At 74.8% G+C, this 18,386-nt stretch carries 16 protein-coding genes and 1 pseudogene; 7 read left to right on the forward strand and 10 right to left on the reverse strand.

The genetic code is table 11. The features are described 5' to 3' along the window. Window positions 1-3: 3 nt before the first annotated feature. Window positions 4-915: a patatin-like phospholipase family protein gene (locus tag KPL57_RS62365; RefSeq protein WP_226359120.1), complete on the reverse strand. Its 912-nt coding sequence runs from the start codon at window positions 913-915 to the stop codon at window positions 4-6. A gap of 86 nt (window positions 916-1,001) precedes the next feature. Next, window positions 1,002-3,932, reverse strand: coding sequence for an FAD-binding and (Fe-S)-binding domain-containing protein (locus KPL57_RS62370; protein WP_226359121.1), 2,931 nt, complete (start codon window positions 3,930-3,932; stop codon window positions 1,002-1,004). 137 nt (window positions 3,933-4,069) lie between these two features. Here KPL57_RS62370 and KPL57_RS62375 point away from each other — a divergent pair, with 137 nt between their 5' ends. After that, window positions 4,070-4,963: an aminoglycoside phosphotransferase family protein gene (locus tag KPL57_RS62375; RefSeq protein WP_226359122.1), complete on the forward strand. Its 894-nt coding sequence runs from the start codon at window positions 4,070-4,072 to the stop codon at window positions 4,961-4,963. 1 nt (window position 4,964) lies between these two features. On the opposite strand, the pseudogene KPL57_RS62380 reads toward KPL57_RS62375, so the two are convergent. Next, window positions 4,965-5,874, reverse strand: a pseudogene (locus KPL57_RS62380) (IS5 family transposase); the annotation flags it as partial. Window positions 5,875-5,908: 34 nt separating this feature from the next. Here KPL57_RS62380 and KPL57_RS62385 point away from each other — a divergent pair. After that, window positions 5,909-6,811 (forward strand): 1,4-dihydroxy-2-naphthoyl-CoA synthase, encoded by a 903-nt coding sequence (locus KPL57_RS62385; RefSeq protein ID WP_226359124.1) that lies wholly within the window; start codon window positions 5,909-5,911, stop codon window positions 6,809-6,811. A gap of 4 nt (window positions 6,812-6,815) precedes the next feature. Here KPL57_RS62385 and KPL57_RS62390 read toward each other — a convergent pair whose 3' ends face one another. After that, entirely contained in the window at window positions 6,816-7,115 is a 300-nt protein-coding gene (locus KPL57_RS62390; protein ID WP_226359125.1) for a hypothetical protein, read from the reverse strand. A gap of 176 nt (window positions 7,116-7,291) precedes the next feature. Between KPL57_RS62390 and menE the strand changes: the two genes are divergently transcribed. From menE to KPL57_RS62405, 3 genes are all read left to right on the forward strand, one after another. Further along, window positions 7,292-8,575 (forward strand): o-succinylbenzoate--CoA ligase, encoded by a 1,284-nt coding sequence (menE, locus tag KPL57_RS62395; protein WP_226359126.1) that lies wholly within the window; start codon window positions 7,292-7,294, stop codon window positions 8,573-8,575. A 226-nt stretch (window positions 8,576-8,801) separates the two neighbouring features. Then, a complete protein-coding gene (locus tag KPL57_RS62400) occupies window positions 8,802-10,538 on the forward strand; it encodes a hypothetical protein (RefSeq protein WP_226359127.1) in 1,737 nt (578 codons plus the stop codon). 135 nt (window positions 10,539-10,673) lie between these two features. Beyond that, window positions 10,674-11,546 carry a 1,4-dihydroxy-2-naphthoate polyprenyltransferase gene (locus KPL57_RS62405; protein ID WP_226359128.1) on the forward strand — a complete coding sequence of 291 codons (873 nt, stop codon included), beginning with the start codon at window positions 10,674-10,676 and terminating at the stop codon, window positions 11,544-11,546. A 167-nt stretch (window positions 11,547-11,713) separates the two neighbouring features. Here the strand turns inward: KPL57_RS62405 and KPL57_RS62410 are convergent, their stop codons facing one another. Then, complete coding sequence (locus KPL57_RS62410; protein WP_226359129.1) at window positions 11,714-12,250, reverse strand: DUF4229 domain-containing protein; 537 nt, start codon at window positions 12,248-12,250, stop codon at window positions 11,714-11,716. Between the two features lie 300 nt (window positions 12,251-12,550). Between KPL57_RS62410 and KPL57_RS62415 the strand changes: the two genes are divergently transcribed. Next, window positions 12,551-12,763: a BldC family transcriptional regulator gene (locus KPL57_RS62415; protein ID WP_043276768.1), complete on the forward strand. Its 213-nt coding sequence runs from the start codon at window positions 12,551-12,553 to the stop codon at window positions 12,761-12,763. Between the two features lie 85 nt (window positions 12,764-12,848). Continuing rightward, the gene (locus KPL57_RS62420; RefSeq protein WP_020622554.1) at window positions 12,849-13,082 is read left to right on the forward strand and encodes a hypothetical protein; all 234 of its coding nucleotides are present in this window, start codon (window positions 12,849-12,851) and stop codon (window positions 13,080-13,082) included. Between the two features lie 129 nt (window positions 13,083-13,211). On the opposite strand, the gene KPL57_RS71445 is transcribed toward KPL57_RS62420, so the two are convergent. The 5 genes from KPL57_RS71445 to KPL57_RS62445 all read right to left on the reverse strand — a co-directional run. Continuing rightward, window positions 13,212-14,213 (reverse strand): MinD/ParA family protein, encoded by a 1,002-nt coding sequence (locus KPL57_RS71445; RefSeq protein ID WP_374203977.1) that lies wholly within the window; start codon window positions 14,211-14,213, stop codon window positions 13,212-13,214. 29 nt (window positions 14,214-14,242) lie between these two features. After that, complete coding sequence (locus KPL57_RS73565; protein ID WP_264200041.1) at window positions 14,243-15,454, reverse strand: hypothetical protein; 1,212 nt, start codon at window positions 15,452-15,454, stop codon at window positions 14,243-14,245. A gap of 43 nt (window positions 15,455-15,497) precedes the next feature. Further along, entirely contained in the window at window positions 15,498-16,454 is a 957-nt protein-coding gene (ccsB, locus tag KPL57_RS62435) for a c-type cytochrome biogenesis protein CcsB (RefSeq protein WP_020625495.1), read from the reverse strand. Window positions 16,455-16,460: 6 nt separating this feature from the next. Next, entirely contained in the window at window positions 16,461-18,107 is a 1,647-nt protein-coding gene (locus KPL57_RS62440) for a cytochrome c biogenesis protein ResB (protein WP_226359131.1), read from the reverse strand. Beyond that, on the reverse strand, window positions 18,107-18,386 hold a 280-nt coding region (locus KPL57_RS62445), incomplete at its 5' end, for a cytochrome c biogenesis protein CcdA (RefSeq protein WP_226359132.1). The genes KPL57_RS62440 and KPL57_RS62445, both read right to left, overlap by 1 nt.

The raw sequence follows: 18,386 nt of genomic DNA on the forward strand, positions 1-18,386 counted from the left end.
CGGCTACCCGCACCGGCGCGCGCTCATACCGGCCCGTGGGATCCGTCTCGGGCGGGAATGCGGGCCCGGCTCAGCGCCAGACCCGTGCGACCTCGGCGGCGACGTCCGCCGCCTGCGCCCGGCCGGCCCGCGCCGACGCGGGACGGCGGGCCGGGTCGAGCGGGTTGCGGCCGAACGCCCGGCGCGAACGCCGGTCCGGCTCGACGACGGCGACCCGGGCCAGCGCGCCGAGCGCCTCGGCCTGCACCCGCGGCGGCCCGGCCCCGCCGAGCCCCAGGGAGAGCGGCGCGATGACGACGACGCGGCCGTACCGGCGGCGAGGTCGGCGTTGGCCGCCGAGCGGGCCCCGCCGTCGATCCAGCGGGTGCCCGTGGCCGTGACCGGCGGCCAGACGCCGGGCACCGCGCAGCTGGCAGCGACCGCGGTGGCGAGCTCGACGCCGTCGTCGCGGCCGAAGGCCCGGAACGCGCCGGTGTGGGCGTCGACGGCGGTCACCCGCAGGTCCCGGTCGGCAGGCCAGTCGGCGCCGTCGAGCCGGGACCGGATCACCGCGATCCGATCCGCCTCCGGCACCGTCTCGGCCTCGAGGGCGAGGCGGCCGATCCGGGCCCGCACCCGGGTCGCGTCGCGCGGGCCGGCGAGCGCGGCGAGGCCGTAGCGGACCGCGAGCCGCAGCCCGAGGGCCGCGGCGATCTCCCCGGACGGCGCGGCGAGCTGGGTCCGGGCGAGCGCGGCCGGGTCACGCCCGACCGCCAGGTTGGCGCCCACCACCGACCCCGCCGAGGTCCCGACGACGAGGTCGGCGTCCCGCAGGTCGACGCCGTCGGCGAGGAGCCCGGCCAGCAGCCCGTACATCCAGGCGACGCCGGTCAGCCCGCCGCCGCCCAGCACCAGCGCCCGTCGGTCGTCGGACATGGGTCCTCCTCGTCGGCGCCCTGCATGATCACCACGGGTGAGGGGTCCGGTGCCGGATCCGGCACCGGGCCCCTCACTCCCGACGATCACCCTCGCAGGGCGCGGTACGCGATCTGGGCCAGGTGCACCGGCTCCCGTTCGCCGGCCTGGCGGACCTGGGTGCGGCAGGAGTAGCCGTCGGCCAGCAGGGCCACGGACTCGTCGGCGGCCCGGACCGCGGGCAGCAGGGCCCGCTCGGCACACGCCATCGAGACGTCGTAGTGGCCGTCCTCGAAGCCGAAGTTGCCGGCCAGACCGCAGCAGCCGGAGTCGAGCACGGTGGCGTCGACGCCGAGTGCCGCGAGCACCGCGCGGTCGGGCTCGGAGCCCAGCTCGGCGTGCTGGTGGCAGTGGATCTGCACCAGCGCCGCGCCGTTGCCCTCGCCCGCGACGGCGGACAGCTCGTCGGCGTGCCGGGCCAGCAGCTCGGCGAAGGTCGACACCTGGTTCTTCAGGGCCTTCACCCGGGGCTCGTCGGGCAGGAGCTCGGCGGCGTCGCTGCGCAGCGCCGCGGTGCAGGACGGCTCCAGCCCGACGACCGGGATCCCGGCGTCGAGCGCCGGGCCGATCGCGCGCAGGCTGCGCGCCAGCACCCGGCGGGCCGCGGTGACCTGGCCGGTGGAGGTCCAGGTCAGGCCGCAGCAGACGTTGCGCGGGGGCAGCTCCACCCGGTACCCGAGCCCGGTCAGCACCGCGACGGCGTCGGCGGCGATCTCCGGGTCGAAGTGGTCGGTGAAGGTGTCGGTCCACAACAGCAGCGGGCCGCGGCTGCCGGGCGGAACACCGAGGTCCGGCACCGTCGACATGGGCAGCCCGCTGGCGGCCTGGGCGGTGTAGGTCTCCCGGGCGATCGGCGGGATGGCGCGGCGGGCGTCGATGCCGCCTGCCTTCTTCGCGACCTTCGCCAGGAACGGGACCTGCGCGAGCCGGTTCAGCCCGTCGACGGCCGCGGCCGGCAGCACCCCGACCGCGCGCAGCCAGCGCGGGAGGGCACCCATCGAATAGTGCGTGCGCGGGCGCAGCTTGCGGTGGTAGCGGTTCGCGAGGAACTCGGTCTTGTACGAGGCCATGTCGACCCCGACCGGGCAGTCGGACTTGCAGCCCTTGCAGGACAGGCACAGGTCGAGCGACTCGGCGACCTCGTCGGACTGCCAGCCGTCGGTGATGATCTCGCCGTTCGCCATCTCGAACAGCAGCCGGGCGCGGCCGCGGGTGGAGTGCTTCTCCTCCTTGGTCACGTTCCAGCTGGGGCACATCACCCCGGAGCCGGTGTCGACGGCGCACTTGCCGACGCCCAGGCAGCGCCGGGTCGCCCGGTGGAAGCTGCCGCGGTCGCGGCCGAAGGCCAGCTTCGGCTCGTCCGGCATGGTCGGCATGCCGAGCTGGACGCGCAGGTTCTCGTCCATCGTCGCCGGGCGCACGACGCGACCCGGGTTCATCCGGTCGTCCGGGTCCCAGATCCCCTTGAATTCCTCGAACGCGGTGATGATCTGCGGCGGGTACATCCGCGGGAGCAGCTCGGCGCGGGCCTGGCCGTCGCCGTGCTCGCCGGACAGCGACCCGCCGTGCGCGACGACGAGGTCCGCGGCCGCGATCATGAAGTCTCGGAAGTTCTGCACACCGGGCTTGGTGAGCAGGTCGAAGTCGATCCGCACGTGCAGGCAGCCGTCGCCGAAGTGGCCGTAGTAGATGCCCTTGCGGCCGTGGGACTCCAGGACCTTGTCGAACTCGCGCAGGTAGGCGCCGAAGCGCTCCGGCGGGACGGCGGCGTCCTCCCAGCCGGGCCAGGCCTCGCCGCCCTCGGGCGAGCGGGTCAGCAGCCCGGCGCCCTCCTCGCGCACCTTCCACAGCGCGACCATCCGCTTCGGCTCACCGACGACGACGGCGCCGGTCGTGTAGGCCTTCATCGCGTCGACGACGGCCTGCGCGGCGGCCTCGGCCTCGGCGCGGGTGGCGCCGCCGGTCTCGACGTAGAGCCAGCCGTTGCCCTCGGGCAGCATCCGGCTGGTCGTCTCGTCGGGGCGCAGCGCCCGCAGCGAGGCGATCAGCCCGGCGTCCATGCCCTCGATGGTCAGCGGCTTCTGCTCGCGGACGATCATCACGTTGTCCGCGGCGTGGTAGGCGTCCGGGAAGCCGAGCACGGCCAGCGCGCGGGCGGGCGGGGACTCGACCAGGTCGACGGTCGCGGACAGGATCGTCGCGCAGGTCCCCTCGGTGCCGACCAGTGCCTTCGCCAGGTTCACGTTCCCCGGCACGAGCTGGTCGAGGTTGTAGCCCGACACCCGCCGGGTCAGCTCGGGCACGTGCCTCTCGACGTCGCCGGCGACCCTCGTGCCCAGGGCGCGCAGCGCGTCCGGGATCGCGCCGGTCTCGGTGCCCTCGCCGCCGAGGACGATCCGCTCGCCGCGGTAGGTGAGGACCTCCAGCTCGCGGACGTTGTCGACGGTCTTGCCCCAGGCCACCGAGTGCGAGCCGCAGGCGTTGTTGCCGATCATGCCGCCGATCGAGCAGCGGTTGTGCGTCGACGGGTCCGGGCCGAACGTCAGCCCGTGCGGCTTGCCGGCGTCGCGCACGGCGTCGCAGACGGCGCCGGGCTGCACGGTCGCGGTGCGGGCGTCGGGGTCCACGGACAGGATCGCGTCCATGTGCGTGCGGAAGTCCATCGCGACCGCGGTGTTGACGGCCTGGCCCGCGATGGAGGTGCGGGACCCGACCGGCATGACCGGGACGTCGTGCGCGCGGCACACGGCCATGGCGGCCTCGACGTCGGCGGCGTCGCGCGGGGCGATCACGCCGATCGGGACGCCCCGGTAGTTCGAGGCGTCCGCCGACCACATCGCACGGCTGCCCGCGTCGAACCGGACCTCCCCGCCGATGGCGGCACGCAGGTCGTTCTCCAGGGCGCGGTACGCGGTGGTCGAACGCGATCCGCCTTCGCTCCTCGCGGTGGTGGGACGCGCGGCGCTGTCGGTGGTCACGGGGCTCCTCTCGGCGCAGACTCCGGCCCGTGCGACGGGTCGGGACTGGGAGCCGACGCTACCCCGCGGTCCCCGGGTCGCTCCCGTCGACGGGAACCCGGTTGCGGTGATCCGGATCGCCTCGGCACGCTGCGCCGATGCCCCGTGACGAGCTCGCCGACACCGTGGTGCGTACCTGGGGCCCGGCGGGCGCGACCTGGCTGGCGACCCGGGACCGGCTGCTCGGCGACCTCGCGGGCGAGCTGGGCCTGGAGCTCGGCGCGGCGCTGCCGCAGACCTTCCACGCGGTGCGCGCGGTGACCTGCGCGGACGGCACCCCGGCCGTGCTGAAGGCCGGCGTGCCCGACGGCCACCTCGACGCCGAGACCGCCGCGCTGCGCGCCTGGGACGGCGACGGCGCGGTCCGGCTGCTGTGGGCCGACCCGGCCCGCGGCGCGCTGCTGCTGGAGCGCGCCGAGCCCGGCACCGAGCTCACGGCCGTGCCCGACGACCGGGCCGTCGAGGTGATCGGGGGGCTGCTCGCCCGGCTGCACCGCGCGCCCGTCCCGGCGGGGCTCGACCACGTCGCGGTCGAGCGGGCGGCGTTCGACGCGCACCTGGCCCGCCCCGACGCTGTCCTGCCCCGGCCGCTGGTGGAACGGGCGGCGGCGGTGTGGACGCAGCTGTGCGGCTCCGCGGAGCGCGAGGTGCTGCTGCACGGGGACCTGCACCAGCACAACGTCCTCGCCGCGACCCGCGAGCCGTGGCTGGCGATCGACCCGCACGGCCGGGTCGGCGACCCCGGCTACGACTGCGGGCAGCTGCTGTACAACCCCCTGGACGCCGACCCGGCCGAGCTGGCCCGCCGCGCCCCGGGTCGGCTGGAACGGCTCGCCGACGCCGTCGGGATCGGGTGGGACCGCGCGGTGGCGTGGGGGTTCGCGGTGTGCGTGCTGTCGGAGGTCTGGGACGCCGACGGCGACGCCGGGTGGACCGGCCCCGGCCCCGCGCTCGCCGTCGCACAGCGGCTGGCGCCGCTCGTCGCGGACTGAGAGCGTGTTTGGAAATTCTAGTGGGTTGAGGGTGTCGTGTGTTTCTGCTGGCGGGTGGCGGGGTATCCACGGGCGATGCGGCGGGTGATGGTGTTGATCGCGGCCCAGCGGATCATGGCTTCGGATGTGGTGGGGTGGCGTTCGTAGTCTCGGGCCAGGCGTCGGTGTGCGGTGAGCCAGGCCAGGGTCCGTTCGACCACCCACCTTCGTGGGAGGACGGTGAATCCGCGCTGCTCGGGTGGCTTGCGGATGATCTCGATCGTTGTCTGCAGGATCGTGGCGGCCCAGTCGAGCAGTCGCCCGGCGAAGCCGGCGTCGGCGTAGACGAACCGCACCCTGGTGCGCAGGTAGAGGTTGAGCAGGATCGACTTGGCGCCGTCGCGGTCCTGTACCGAGGCCGAGCACACCATCGTGGTCAGCAGCAGACCGAGGGTGTCGGTCACGATGAACCGTTTCCGTCCGCCTGTCTTCTTCCCGGCGTCGTAGCCGCGGGAGTCCTGGCCGACGGTGTCGGCGCCCTTGACCGACTGGGAATCGATGATCCCCGCACTCGGCTCCGGATCACGGCCCTCGGCGATACGTAACTGCCCCCGCACGACCGGGAGGATCTTCTCGGTGACCTTCTGCTGTTCCCACTGGTTGAAGTACCAGTAGACGGTCTGCCAGGGCGGGAAGTCCACCGGCAACGCCCGCCAGGCACACCCGGTCCGCACGACATACAAGATCGCGTCCAGCACGTCCCGACGAGCATGAGCAACAGGCCGCCCCCGCCGCGCGAGCGGCGGTAACAACGGCTCGATCACCACCCACTGGGCATCACTGGTGTCCGAGGGGTACCGGCGCGGTCGTTCCTGCATGCCGACCACGATGGAGCACCCCAGCCGTGTCGACCATCCCGACACACCCACCATTTCCAAACACGCTCTGAGTCCTTACAGTGCGGCCATGACCGTCTCCGAGACCTTCGATCCGGACGCGTGGACACCGGTCGACGGGTTCGACTTCCGCGACATCACCTACCACCGCGCCCGCGACACCGGCGCGGTCCGGATCGCGTTCGACCGCCCCGAGGTCCTCAACGCCTTCCGGCCGGGCACCGTCGACGAGCTGTACCGCGCCCTGGAGCACGCCCGGACCAGCGCCGACGTCGGCGCCGTCCTGCTGACCGGCAACGGGCCCTCCCCCAAGGACGGCAAGCGCGCCTTCTGCTCCGGCGGCGACCAGCGCATCCGCGGCCGCACCGGCTACCAGTACGCCGACGGCGACACCGCCGACACCGTGCAGACCGGGCGGGCCGGGCGGCTCCACATCCTGGAGTGCCAGCGCCTGATCCGCTTCATGCCCAAGGTCGTCATCGCCGTGGTCAACGGCTGGGCCGCCGGAGGCGGGCACTCGCTGCACGCCGTCGCCGACCTCACGATCGCCTCCCGCGAACACGCCCGCTTCAAGCAGACCGACGCCGACGTCGGCTCCTTCGACGGCGGCTACGGCTCGGCCTACCTCGCCCGCCAGGTCGGCCAGAAGTTCGCCCGGGAGATCTTCTTCCTCGGCCGCACCTACACCGCCGAACAGATGCACCACATGGGCGCGGTCAACGCCGTCATCGACCACGCTGACATCGAAACCGAGGCCCTGCTCTGGGCCGCCGAGATCAACGGCAAGTCACCCCAGGCACAACGAATGCTGAAGTACGCCTTCAACCTCGCCGACGACGGCCTGGTCGGCCAGCAGCTCTTCGCCGGCGAGGCGACCCGGCTGGCCTACATGACCGACGAGGCGGTGGAGGGCCGGGACTCGTTCCTGGAGAAGCGCGACCCGGACTGGTCGCCCTTCCCCTGGCACTACTAGGTCCTCACTCCGCGGTCGGGCGCGGCCGGGGCACGGGGACCGGCCGCGCCGCGGCGCCCCGCGGGCCGCTCTGCTGCGGGACCGCGACCGCCGGGCGCTGCGGCACCGGGACCCGGACCGGCACCGGGGCCGGGGCGGGGGTCGGCACCGGGGCCGGAGCGCCGACCGGGCCGGACGGCAGCTCGAAGGCCAGTGCCGCGAGTTCACCGGCGTCCGCACGGTGCCCGGAGCCGGCGGGCCGACGGCAGCGCAGCGAGCGCGGGCTCCCGGTCGGGGACGCGTCGGCGGAGGCGGTGTACGGCATGGTGAGCTCCTTCGAACCCGTGACCGGCGGGCGGGTGCGCCGCCGCTCTCACCCCCTGAGTCGGGCGGGAGGCCGTCCGCGTTGCACGTGCCCTACACCGTTCCCCGAATCTGATGAAAGAGGCCGTTCGGACGCTGCTTCCGGTTGCGTGCGTCACGGCAGACAGGGTTGACAGCATGACTGTGCGTGCACTTCCGGTGGACGGCTCCGCGGAGTCGGTGATCCGGCTGGCCGCCGCGCTGCGGGCCGCCCTCGACGGCGCGGGGCCCGCGGTGCTGCCCGTGCGATCCGGGCCCGGTCCGGACGCGGGCGCCGGGCAGGCCGACCCGAACCGGCCCGGCACAGGCCAGGCCGACACCAGGCAGCCCGGCGCAGGGCAGGCCGACACCGGGCAGACCGCCGCGCTGCCGGGGCCGGTGGCGCGGGCGGCAGCCGCCGGGGAGCTGCCCGACGGGCTGGTCGCCGTCGTCGCCACGTCGGGATCGACCGGGGAGCCCAAGTACGTCGCGCTCACCGCGGACGCGCTGCGGGCCTCCGCCGCGGCGACGCACGCCCGTCTCGGCGGCCCGGGGTCGTGGCTGCTCACGCTGCCCGCCGAGCACGTCGCCGGGGTCCAGGTGGTGCTGCGGGCCCTGCTCGCGGACACGGCCTGTGTGGTCCAGGACGTCCGCGACGGCTTCCGGCCCGACGGCCTGGCCCGTGCGACCGGGCGGATGGCGCACGGCACCCGTCGCTACACCAGCCTCGTCCCGACCCAGCTGGCACGGGTCCTCGACCACGGCGCCGCCCCGCTGTACGCCCTGGCCGGGTACGACGCCGTGCTCGTCGGCGGGGCGGCGCTGGACCCGCGGCTGCGCGAGCGCGCGCTCGCCGCGGGGGTGCGGGTGGTCACCACCTACGGGATGAGCGAGACCTGCGGCGGCTGCGTCTACGACGGCGTCCCGCTCGACGGCGTCGAGGTCACCCTCGACCCGGCCGACGGTCGGGTGGTGCTGGGCGGGCCGGTCGTCGCCGGCGGGTACCTGGGGGCACCGGAGGCGACCGCGGAGGCCTTCGTGTCCGACGGGGGCGTCCGCCGGTTCCGGACGGGGGACCTCGGCACCCTCGCGCCGGACGGGACGCTGACCGTCCTGGGCCGGGCCGACGACGTCGTCAACACCGGGGGCGAGAAGGTCGCGCCGGCCGCGGTGGAACGGGCTCTCCTGGCGGTCGACGGCGTCCGCGCGGCGTGTGTCGTCGGCCTTCCCGACGACGAGTGGGGTCAGATCGTGGCCGCGCTCGTGGTGCCCGCCGCGGCCGCCCCGGACGATCACGCTCTGTGCGCCGCGGTCCGCGCGGCCTGCGGTCGGGCCGCCGTGCCGCGGTTGCTGCTGCGGGCCGACACCGTGCCCGAGCGCGGGATCGGCAAGCCCGACCGCACCGCCGTCGCGGAGCTCCTGACGAGGGCACGCTCCGCCTGACCGCTCACCCAGCGGAGTTGTCGGTCACGTTCAGCAGTGGGATCGCACCGTTGCGTCACGGTCTCCACCACCCGATCCGCGTACACACCTTGGAGTTGGTTCACACAGAGTGCGTTGCGCGCGCCCCTGAAATCGAGTGTGCTACGACCACTGGCGACTCAGAACCCACACCCATCACAGGGTTCCCCGTCGTCACACGAGTCACAGCTATCAGCGGGGGTTGTCCATGCGCAGCATCACGCGGGCCGGGCTGCGGGCCATCGGTCTGCTCGCCGCGACCGGCGCGCTCTGTGCCGCCGCCACGGTCCCGGCGAGGGCCGGCGAGCCGGGCACGACGTGGCAGCCGGAGCTGAGCGAGGGCACCGGCAACGGTGTCGTCGTCTCGTCCGACGGGGCCCGGTTCGACCGTTCGACGGCCTTCGGGGCCCCGGCGGACGAGGGGGACACGGAGTCCTCCGCGGACCCGGCCGAGGTCGTCCCGACCGGGCTGCTGACCCTCGCTCCGCGCACCCTGGACACCCCGACCCGCGAGGTCGACTCCCGGCTGGTCGCGGACACCCCTCCCGGTTCGACGGCGTCGGTCGACGTCCGGGGCAAGCGGGCAGGCGGTGGCTGGACCGAGTGGATCCCCGCCGAGGGCTCCCGCACCGAGCTGCCGGAGGCCGTCACCGAGGTGCAGGGACGCCTGGTCCTCACCGCCACCGGGTCGGCCGGTCCGACCGTCCGGGAGGTCACCCTCACCGCGACGCCGAGCGCAGGCGCCGAGGGCGAGCCGCTCACCGAGGCCGCTCCGCGCAGCTACTCGGTGTTCGCGACCCGCGAGGGGCTCGTCGGCGGCACCACCGCGAACGGCCACAAGATCGTCAACCGGGACCGCTTCGTCGCGCTGCCGTCGCGTCGGGCGCTCTCGGCCAACGGCAAGACCGACTACTCGGTGAAGGTCTGCGCCCCCAACGGCCGCTGCGCGATCGCCCCGGTGTGGGACATCGGTCCGTGGAACACCAAGGACGACTACTGGAACCCGTCGAACCAGCGCCAGATGTGGAAGGACCTGCCCCAGGGCGTGCCGCAGGCCGCGGCCGCGCGCAACGGGCACAACGGCGGCAAGGACCAGTTCGGCCGCAAGGTCGCCAACCCGGCGGGCATCGACCTGGGCGACGGCATCTTCTGGGACGTCCTGGGACTGAAGGACAACTCGCAGGTCCAGGTCGACTACCTGTGGACCGGGTCGCAGCGGCTGTCCGCGATCCGCACCGAGGGTGCCCCGGACGTGCAGATCCTCGCCCGTCCCGAGGCCGGCGCGGAGTCGGTCGGGATCGCCGTCGACGCCACCGAGGTGCCGGTGCAGTGCACCTCGGGCGCGTTCGTCCGGATCGGCGACGGCCAGTACCTCCCGACGACGGCGTTCGCCGGGCTGCCGGGCGACGTCCCGGCCTGCGACGCCCCGGCCGCGCCCGCCGCGCCCACTCCGTCCGACGCCTCTGCCGCCGGGCCCACGCCCGCTGCGCCGTCCGCGCCCGGCGCCTCCGCTGCGCCTGGTGGGTCTGCTGCGCCCGCCGCGTCCGGTGGTTCCACTGCTCCCGCCGCGTCCGGCGGCACCGCTGCTCAGGCGGCCGCCGGCTCCGCTGCTCCGGCGGCGCCCGCCGGGCCCGCGGCTTCCCCCGCGCCCGGCGGGTCCGCGACCTCTCCGGGACCCGGCGGGTCCGCGATCTCTCCGGCACCCGGCGGGTCCGCCGGGGCGGCCGGCTCACCGGCTCCGGCCACCCCCTCCGCCCCGGCAGGCGTCGCTCCGGCCGCCCCCGCACCGTCACCCTCCGGGGCGGACCGGCCGGGCACCGGGGCTCCGGCCGCCGGCGGATCCACCCCCACGCCAGCACCCACGAGCGACGTCCCCGACGGCGCCAGCCAGGCCGCCCGCGTGATGCCCGGCTCGGCCCAACGCGCACCCTCCGGCACCCCCTGACCTCCCGGGTCCGCAGCCACACCCCTGGGCCAGTCCTCACACCCGTTGCAGCGGGTGTGGCGACCGGCCCAGGGGTGTGGCTGTGAGGTGGGACGGTTCCGGCGGGACGGCCCTGCGGCGGGATAGGTTTCCGGGGTGGCCACCACGGCAGAGTGGGTCGAGGGTGCGCGGCCGCGCACCCTTCCCACCGCGATCTCCCCCGTCCTCGTCGGGACCGGCGCCGCGCTCGGCGCGGGCGCCGTCGCTCCCGGCTCCGCACTGCTCGCCCTCCTGGTGGCGGTCGCGCTGGTGATCGGGGTGAACTTCGCCAACGACTACTCCGACGGCATCCGCGGCACCGACGACGAGCGCGTCGGCCCCCAGCGCCTGGTCGGCTCCCGGGCCGCCGAACCGGCCATCGTGAAGACCGCGGCGTTCGCCTGCTTCGGGATCGCGGCCGTCGCCGGGCTGGTGCTCACGGCGGTCTCGGGCCAGTGGTGGCTGCTGCTCGTCGGGGCCCTGTGCATCGTCGGGGCCTGGTACTACACCGGCGGATCGCGGCCCTACGGCTACGCCGGGCTCGGCGAGGTCGCGGTGGTCGTGTTCTTCGGCCCGGTCGCGGTGCTGGGAACCATGGTGACCCAGGCCGGGCGCGTCGACGCCGCCGCCGTCGGGGCCGCGGTCGGTGCCGGGCTGCTGACCTGCGCCGTGCTCGTCGCGAACAACCTGCGGGACATCCCGGGCGACCGGGTCGTCGGCAAGCGCACCCTCGCGGTGCGGCTCGGGGACCGCGGCACCCGGCTGCTCTACCTCGCGCTGGTGCTGGTGCCGTTCGTCGTCGCGGTCGGTGCCGCCTTCGACCGGCCCGGCGTGCTGCTGGCGCTCCTCGCACTGCCCGCGGCCGTGCGGCCGGTGCGGATCGTGCTCGGCGGGGCACAGGGCCCCGCGCTCATCCCCGTCCTCAAGGACACCGGCCTGCTCCTGCTGGCCTGGGGCGTGGCCGTGGCGGTCGGGCTCGCGTTCGGCTGAGACCGGTCCCGACACCGCCGGCGGATCGATCCGTCCCCGGACCGAGGCGCGCCATCCGCACGTCGGAGTACGGCGGTCGGCCGTACCGGGGCGATCCGTCCCGGGAAGGGGCCCGCGGGCCCACACGTCGGAGCGCGACCGGCCGGCGGGCCGGGGCCGTCCGACCGTCAGCGGGCCGGGCCGTCGGCCGCCGACGGGGCCGGGTCGGACCCGGCGGACGCCTCAGCGCCGTCAGCGCCGTCAGCGCCGTCAGCGATCGACTGCGACGCGGCAGACGGGGAAGCGCCCGACGGAGACGCGCCGGACGGAGACGCGGTGGACGGTGCTCCGGTCGCCGACGGGGACGTGTCGGCCGACGGGGAGGCCGGCTCGGCGGGTGTGACAGGGGTCGGCGGCGGGCCGACGTCGCCGCGCAGCTGGGCACGCAGCGACGCCCGCTCGGACGACCGGCGGGCCGTCGACGCGGCGATCGCCCGGTCCAGCCGCTCCCGCAGCCCGCGGAACAGCACCATCGACAGCGGCAGTGCCACGACGAGCGCCACGAGCAGCGCGACGAGCCACGGCACACCGATCAGCGCGAGGACGACCGTCATCACGGCGAGCAGACCGAGCCGCGCGAGCGTGTAGAGCGCCACCGTGGTGGCCAGCCCGGGCTCACCGGCACGCTCCGGCGCCGCGGCCTGCGGCGGGGTCGGAGACGTCATGGCCACCAGGGTACGGGCCGGACCGGCCGGGCCGCGGCTGCCCGGTTCCGCCCGGGCTCGGCACGGACGTCCGGATCGCCGCCACCCCACCGGGTGGCGGTCCCTCCCCGGATGCCCCCGGCTGTCCGGTTCGACTCGTTCACCGGCTTTGCCCTTTAAGAACCCTTTACCCACACAACACCGTTCGAGTACCCGGGGTCTGTGGTGTCACGATGGCCCGGAAAGAGAGAGCGGTACCCGGCCGGATGCCTCCGGCGAGCACCGTGACACATACTCCACGTGCACTTCGGGAGGATCCCCATGGCAGCTCCGACTCAGGCACCCGAGCGACTTCTCACCCCGGGTGAGGTGGCCACGCTCTTCCGCGTCGACCCCAAGACCGTGACCCGCTGGGCGTCGGCCGGGCGGATCGGCTCGATCCGTACGCCGGGCGGACACCGCCGGTTCCGCGAGTCCGAGGTCCGTGGCCTGCTGGCCGACCTCACCAGCGAGGCGAACAGCGGCCTGCGCTGATCCGGACCACGCACATGGGGTGAGGGTCTCGACTTCACCCGTACGTCAGGCCACCTTCGCTAGGCTGGACAGCGGAGGTGGCCTGATGTTGTTCTTCCTGATCCTTCTCGTCGGCGCGGCCGTGGTCGCGGTGCTGCTCGTGCGGACCCTGCGGTCCGAACAGGTGGTCTCCGACCGCATCCCGCGCGCGGAGTTCCCCTGGTCATCGGGCCAGCGGCCCGAGAAGCCACGGGCGACCGGCCCCGACGACGACCCCGACTTCCTGCGTGAACTCGACGAGAAGGTCCGCAACCAGGAGGACCCGCCCGAGCGTCCCTGAGCGGGTTCGCACGGCCGGCACCTCCACCAAGACGCCTTTACCGAAGGGCGGTCCCCCCGACCGGGCGGACCGCCCTTCGGTGTCTCCGCTCACATATCGGGCGTCGCCAGGCCCGTCCGTGGCCCGGGATCAGACCGGGAAGCCGTCGGCGACGGCCGCCGCCAGCTCCAGCAACGCCGTGCGGGTCGCCTCCTCCAGGCGGTCCAGGTCGATCTCCGCGCCCTCCTCCAGGTGCGGGTCGAACGGCACCTTGACCACGGCCCGGCACCGTCCGGAGAAGTGCTCGGCGACGCGGTCGAGGTCCACCCCGCCACCGGTCCCCCGCCGGTAGACGGTGTTGATGACGACGACGGCGTTGCGCACCAGCGCCCCGTAGCCGTGCGCGTCGAGCCAGTCCAGGGTCGCCGAGGCGCTGCGGGCCCCGTCGATCGAGCCCGACGACACGACGACGATCTGGTCGGCCATCCCCAGCACGCCGTACATCGCGGAGTGCATCAGGCCGGTGCCGCAGTCGGTCAGGACGAGGTTGTAGAAGTGCTCCAGCAGGTCGACCGCGCGCCGGTAGTCGTCCTCGCTGAACGCCTCCGACACCGCCGGGTCCTGCTCGCTGGCGAGCACCTCGAGCCGGGACACACCCTGTGAGGTGTAGGCCCGGACGTCGCTGTAGCGGCGGACCCGGTCGGCGTCGCGCAGCAGGTGGCGGACGGTCGCGGTGGTCTCCAACGGGATCTTCTGGCTCAGCGTCCCGCGGTCGGGGTTGGCGTCGACGGCCACCACCCGGTCGCCGCGGTGCGACGCGAACGTCGCCCCGAGGGTCGCGGTGACCGTCGTCTTCCCGACCCCGCCCTTGAGGCTCAGCATCGCGATCTTGTGCGAGCTGATCAGCGGGCGGTTCGCGCGGGCCACGAGGTCGCGCCGGTGCAGCTCCGCGGGGCTCTCCCCCGGGTTCACCAGGCCGCCGGTGAGCACGTAGACCCAGCGCCGCCATCCGCTCGTCGGCGGACGCCCCGCGCCACCGTGCCCCATGCGCGACGGCGCGAGGTCCAGCCCGCCGTGCGGCTCGTCGCTGCGGCGGTGCTGCGCGGCCCGGGCCTCGATCGCCTCGGGGGCCGTCCAGCGGGGCCGCTTCACCCCCGTCTGCGGGCGGCCGCGCGGCGGGGTCAGGGTGCGCTGGGGTCCGGTCTCCGCGGACTCGTCGTCCCACGCCGCGCGCCAGGGACGGTCCGTCTGACGGGGGCGGCGGTCGTCGCGGGACCGGTCGTCACGGGACCGGTCGTCACGGGAACGATCCGTCCGTGGGGTCCCGGGCCGGGCGGGGGGCGTCGGGGCGGCTCCGGCGGGCTCCCGTGTCCCCTCGGTGGGAGCCGCGGCACCACGTCCGGGTGCGGCCGGCTCGGCGTACGGCTGATACCCGCCCCGCGCCGCGCGGCCACGGCTCTCCGCGGGGTCCGCGGGCCCCGGACCCGCGGGATCCGTGGGCGCCGGACCCGCCGCACCAGGGTGGGACCGACCCGTGGGATCCGGGTGCGCCACGGCGGCGGGCACGACCGGTCCGTCGTACCCGGCGGGCGCGGAGCGGTCCGAGGAGTCGTATGCAGCGACCGAGGAGCGGTCCCGGGAGTCGGCTGCAGCAGCCGAGGAGCGGTCCGGGGAGTCCGGGTCGGCCGCCGAGGAGCGGACCGGGGAGTCGGGCGCGGCCGCCGGGGAGTCGTCCCCGGACGTCGGGGCGCGGTCGCCGGCGCCGGCGGCCGTGCGCCCCCGGACCGGTCGGCACGCCAGATGAGGTCCGCGTCGGGATCGTCGTCGGGCACCGCGGAGGCGGGCACCGCCCACCACGGCTCGGAGTCGGTGCCCCCGGCCCGGTAGAGGCCGGTGTCGTCGGGGCCGTGGTCGTGCACGCCCGGGTCCGGGGAGGCGTCGTCGCGCCGGTGCCGGGGGTCGCCCGCGGAGGCCTGGGCGGGCTCCTCCTCCTCGGCGTCCGCGGCCGCCGCGGTGCCGGCGGGGGTGGTCGGGCGCGGGGTCTCGCGCAGGGCGGACAGGTCCATCCCGTGCGGCGGGGTGGACGGGTCGATCTCGTCGACCAGGTCGTCGTCGATCTCGGGCAGCTCGCTGCCCCACGCCGAGCCCGCCGGCGGGGTCTGCGTGCCGATGGCCGCGCGGCCCGGGGCGGGCGCCGACGCGGCGCGCTCGGCGGCCGTCGGGGTCCGCGGCGGCGTGTCACCGGGCTCGGCGGCCGGCTCCGCAGCGTCGTCACCGCCGGTCCGCCTGCGCCGTCCGAACGACCGGCCGGGGGACTCCGTCGTGGCCCAGCGCTCCCGCACGTAGCGGCCCACCGACCCGTCGGGCTGCTCGCCGGAACCGTTCTCACTCACGGGAAACGACGGTAGCCGGGCGGAACCCGGTGGTCGAGGCGCCTCACACCCCCGCGTACGAGTGCAACCCGGCGACCACCATGTTGATGAAGAACAGGTTGAACACGATCGTGGCGAAGCCCGCCGTGTTGATCCACGCCGCGGCGCCGGAGTTCTTCCACCCCGCGGTGGCCCGGGCGTGCAGGTAGGCGGCGTAGAGCACCCAGGCGACGAAGGCGACGGTCTCCTTCGGGTCCCAGCCCCAGAACCGGCCCCAGGCCGCCTCGGCCCACACCGCGCCGGTGATGATCCCGAAGGTGTAGAGCGGGAACGCGAGCACCGTCACGCGGTACGCCAGCCGGTCGAGCGACTCCGCCGACGGCAGCTTCGCGGCCCACGACGCCGGCTTCCCGTTCCGCTTGACCAGGAACAGCAGGCTCGCCACACCGGGGACGAGCAGCAGACCGGAGGCCAGCGTGATCGTCGTGACGTGGATGATGATCCAGTACGACTGCAGGGCCGGGACGACCGGCGCCGCGTCGAGGTAGAGCACGGTGCCGGTGACGAACATCAGCAGCACGACCGGCGTCAGCACGAACACCCCGGCCGGCCGCAGCCCCGGGTGCCGGCGCACGAGCACCAGCCACGCCCCGACGGCCATCAGGCACAGCGCCGAGGTGAACTCGTACATGTTGCCCAGCGGCCACCGGTAGGCGGCGAAGCCGCGCAGCACGATCGACCCGAGGTGGGTCAGGAACGCCAGCACCATCAGCGAGATGCCGATCCGGCCGTAGCGGTCGGCGCGGGAGCGGCGGCCGTCGTCGGACGGGGGCTCCTCGGGCGCGGCGACCGCCGTGGACCCCGCCCCGACCGGGGCGGGCTCCGACTGCCGGGCGGAGGCCCTGGCGACACGGCGGGCCGCGTACTCCAGCGACGCGAACACCAGCGCCAGCAGCAGCACGACGAGCGTCGCCTGGAACAGGCGGTCGCTCCACATCGCGGTGATCGGGTCGACGAGCATCTCCGGTTAACCGTCCTTCTTGTCCGTCGGGTCGAGCAGCTCGGTCGCGAGCCGGTCGAACTCCTCGCCGTAGCCTGCCCGGTCGGTCCGGGCCAGACCACCGAGGGTGATGCGCGCGCCCCCACCGTCGCGCGTGGTCACCCGCACCCAGAACCGGCGACGCGTGACCGACAGCGACAGCGCGAGGCCGCCGACCATCAGCACCGCCGCGGCCAGCACCCAGGACTGGCCGGGGTCGTGGCCCACCTGCAGGTTCACCCACGGGGTGACGCCGTCGAACCGGACGACCGTGCCGTCCGGCAGCCGGGTGGTGTCGCCGATCCCGAGCCGCGCGGTGGCGACGGAGCGCAGCTCGCCGTCGTCGATCTTGCTCTGGTCGACGCTGAAGATCGACTGGCCGCGGCCGTCGTCGATGCCGAGGTCGCCGAGGAGCACATCGACGTCGGCGGTCGGCGACCGCAGGTCCGGGTGCACCGACACCAGCCTGCCCTCGGGGTCGACCGCGCCGGTCGGCGCGAACGTCCCGGTGACGGCGAGCTGCGTGGTGCGCCGCTGCTCCGGGTCGGTGATGCCGGGGCGCTCGAACTTCGTCGCCCCCTCCGACAGCTGGGTGCCGGACTGGTCGACCGGACGCCACTGGACCTCGCCGGTGCGGCTCTGCCCGTCCGGCCAGGTCACCGTGAACTCCGGGGCGTAGCCGTATCCGGTCAGGTAGACGCGGTCGCCGTCGGTGCGCAGCGGGTGGTTGACCGCGATCTCGTCGGGACGCCAGGTGCTGACGCCGTCACGGACGTCCTGCCCGGTCTGGTACCCGACCGAGGCACCGAAGGTCGACGGCTGGCCGTTCGGCAGCCAGGTGCCGTCGAACCGGTCGACCTTCACGCAGAAGTCGTTGAGGTCGGTGCCGTCGACGCGCAGCCCGGCGCGGAAGCTGTCGTAGCCGAGGATCGAGCTGTTGCAGAACTCGCTGCCGTCGGCGCGCACGATGACGTCGCCCTCGTAGCCGTACATCTTCCCGCCGGCCAGGCCGAGCAGGATGCCGATCAGGCTGAGGTGGAACACGAGGTTGCCGGTCTCGCGCAGGAACCCCTTCTCCGCCGAGATCGTGCGGGAGCCGTCGTCCTCGGTGCGCTCCACGGTGCGCCAGCCACGCAGCAGCCGCCGGGCCCTGGCCAGCTCGTCGTCGACGCCGGCGGTGGTGTCGCCCTCGGCGTGGTGCGGCAGCCGCGCCAGGTTGCGCGGGGTCATCACCGGGGGCTGGCGGACCGAGCGCAGGTACTCGCCGGTGCGCGGGAACACGCAGCCGACCAGCGAGATCATCAGCAGCAGGTAGATGGCGGCGAACCACGGGCTCGCGAACACCTCGAACCCACCGACCGCGTCGATCACCGGCGCGATGGTCGGGTTGTCGCGGTAGAAGTCGTCCACGAGGAACGCGTTCAGCGAGCGCTGCGGCAGCAGGGCCCCCGGCATCGCCGCCAGCGCGAGCAGGAACAGGAGCACCAGCGCGGTGCGCATGCTGGTCAGCCCGCGCCAGGTGTTGCGCAGGAACGCCAGCGCGCGGACCAGCGGCCCGGGCCGCTGCGACGGCGGCGGTCCGCCGTCCGGTGTCGACACGGACGGCTGCGGTGGGGCCTGCGGCGGGGAGCTCATCAGATCGGCGGGGTGAATCCGGCGATCGAGACCTGCAGCGCGACCAGCCACTGGGACCACAGACCGGACACCAGCAGCGCCCCGACCGCGACCAGCAGCGCTCCCCCGGCGATCTGCACCGCCCGGGTGTGACGGCGCAGCCAGCCCAGCGCGCGCACCGCCCGGGTCGCGCCCAGCGCGATCAGCACGAACGGGATCCCGAGCCCGGCGCAGTAGGCCAGGATCAGCACGATCCCGCGCACCGAGCCGCCCCCGGTGCCCGCGGCGACGGCGACGACC

It is taken from the genome of Pseudonocardia sp. ICBG601 (assembly GCF_020496245.1).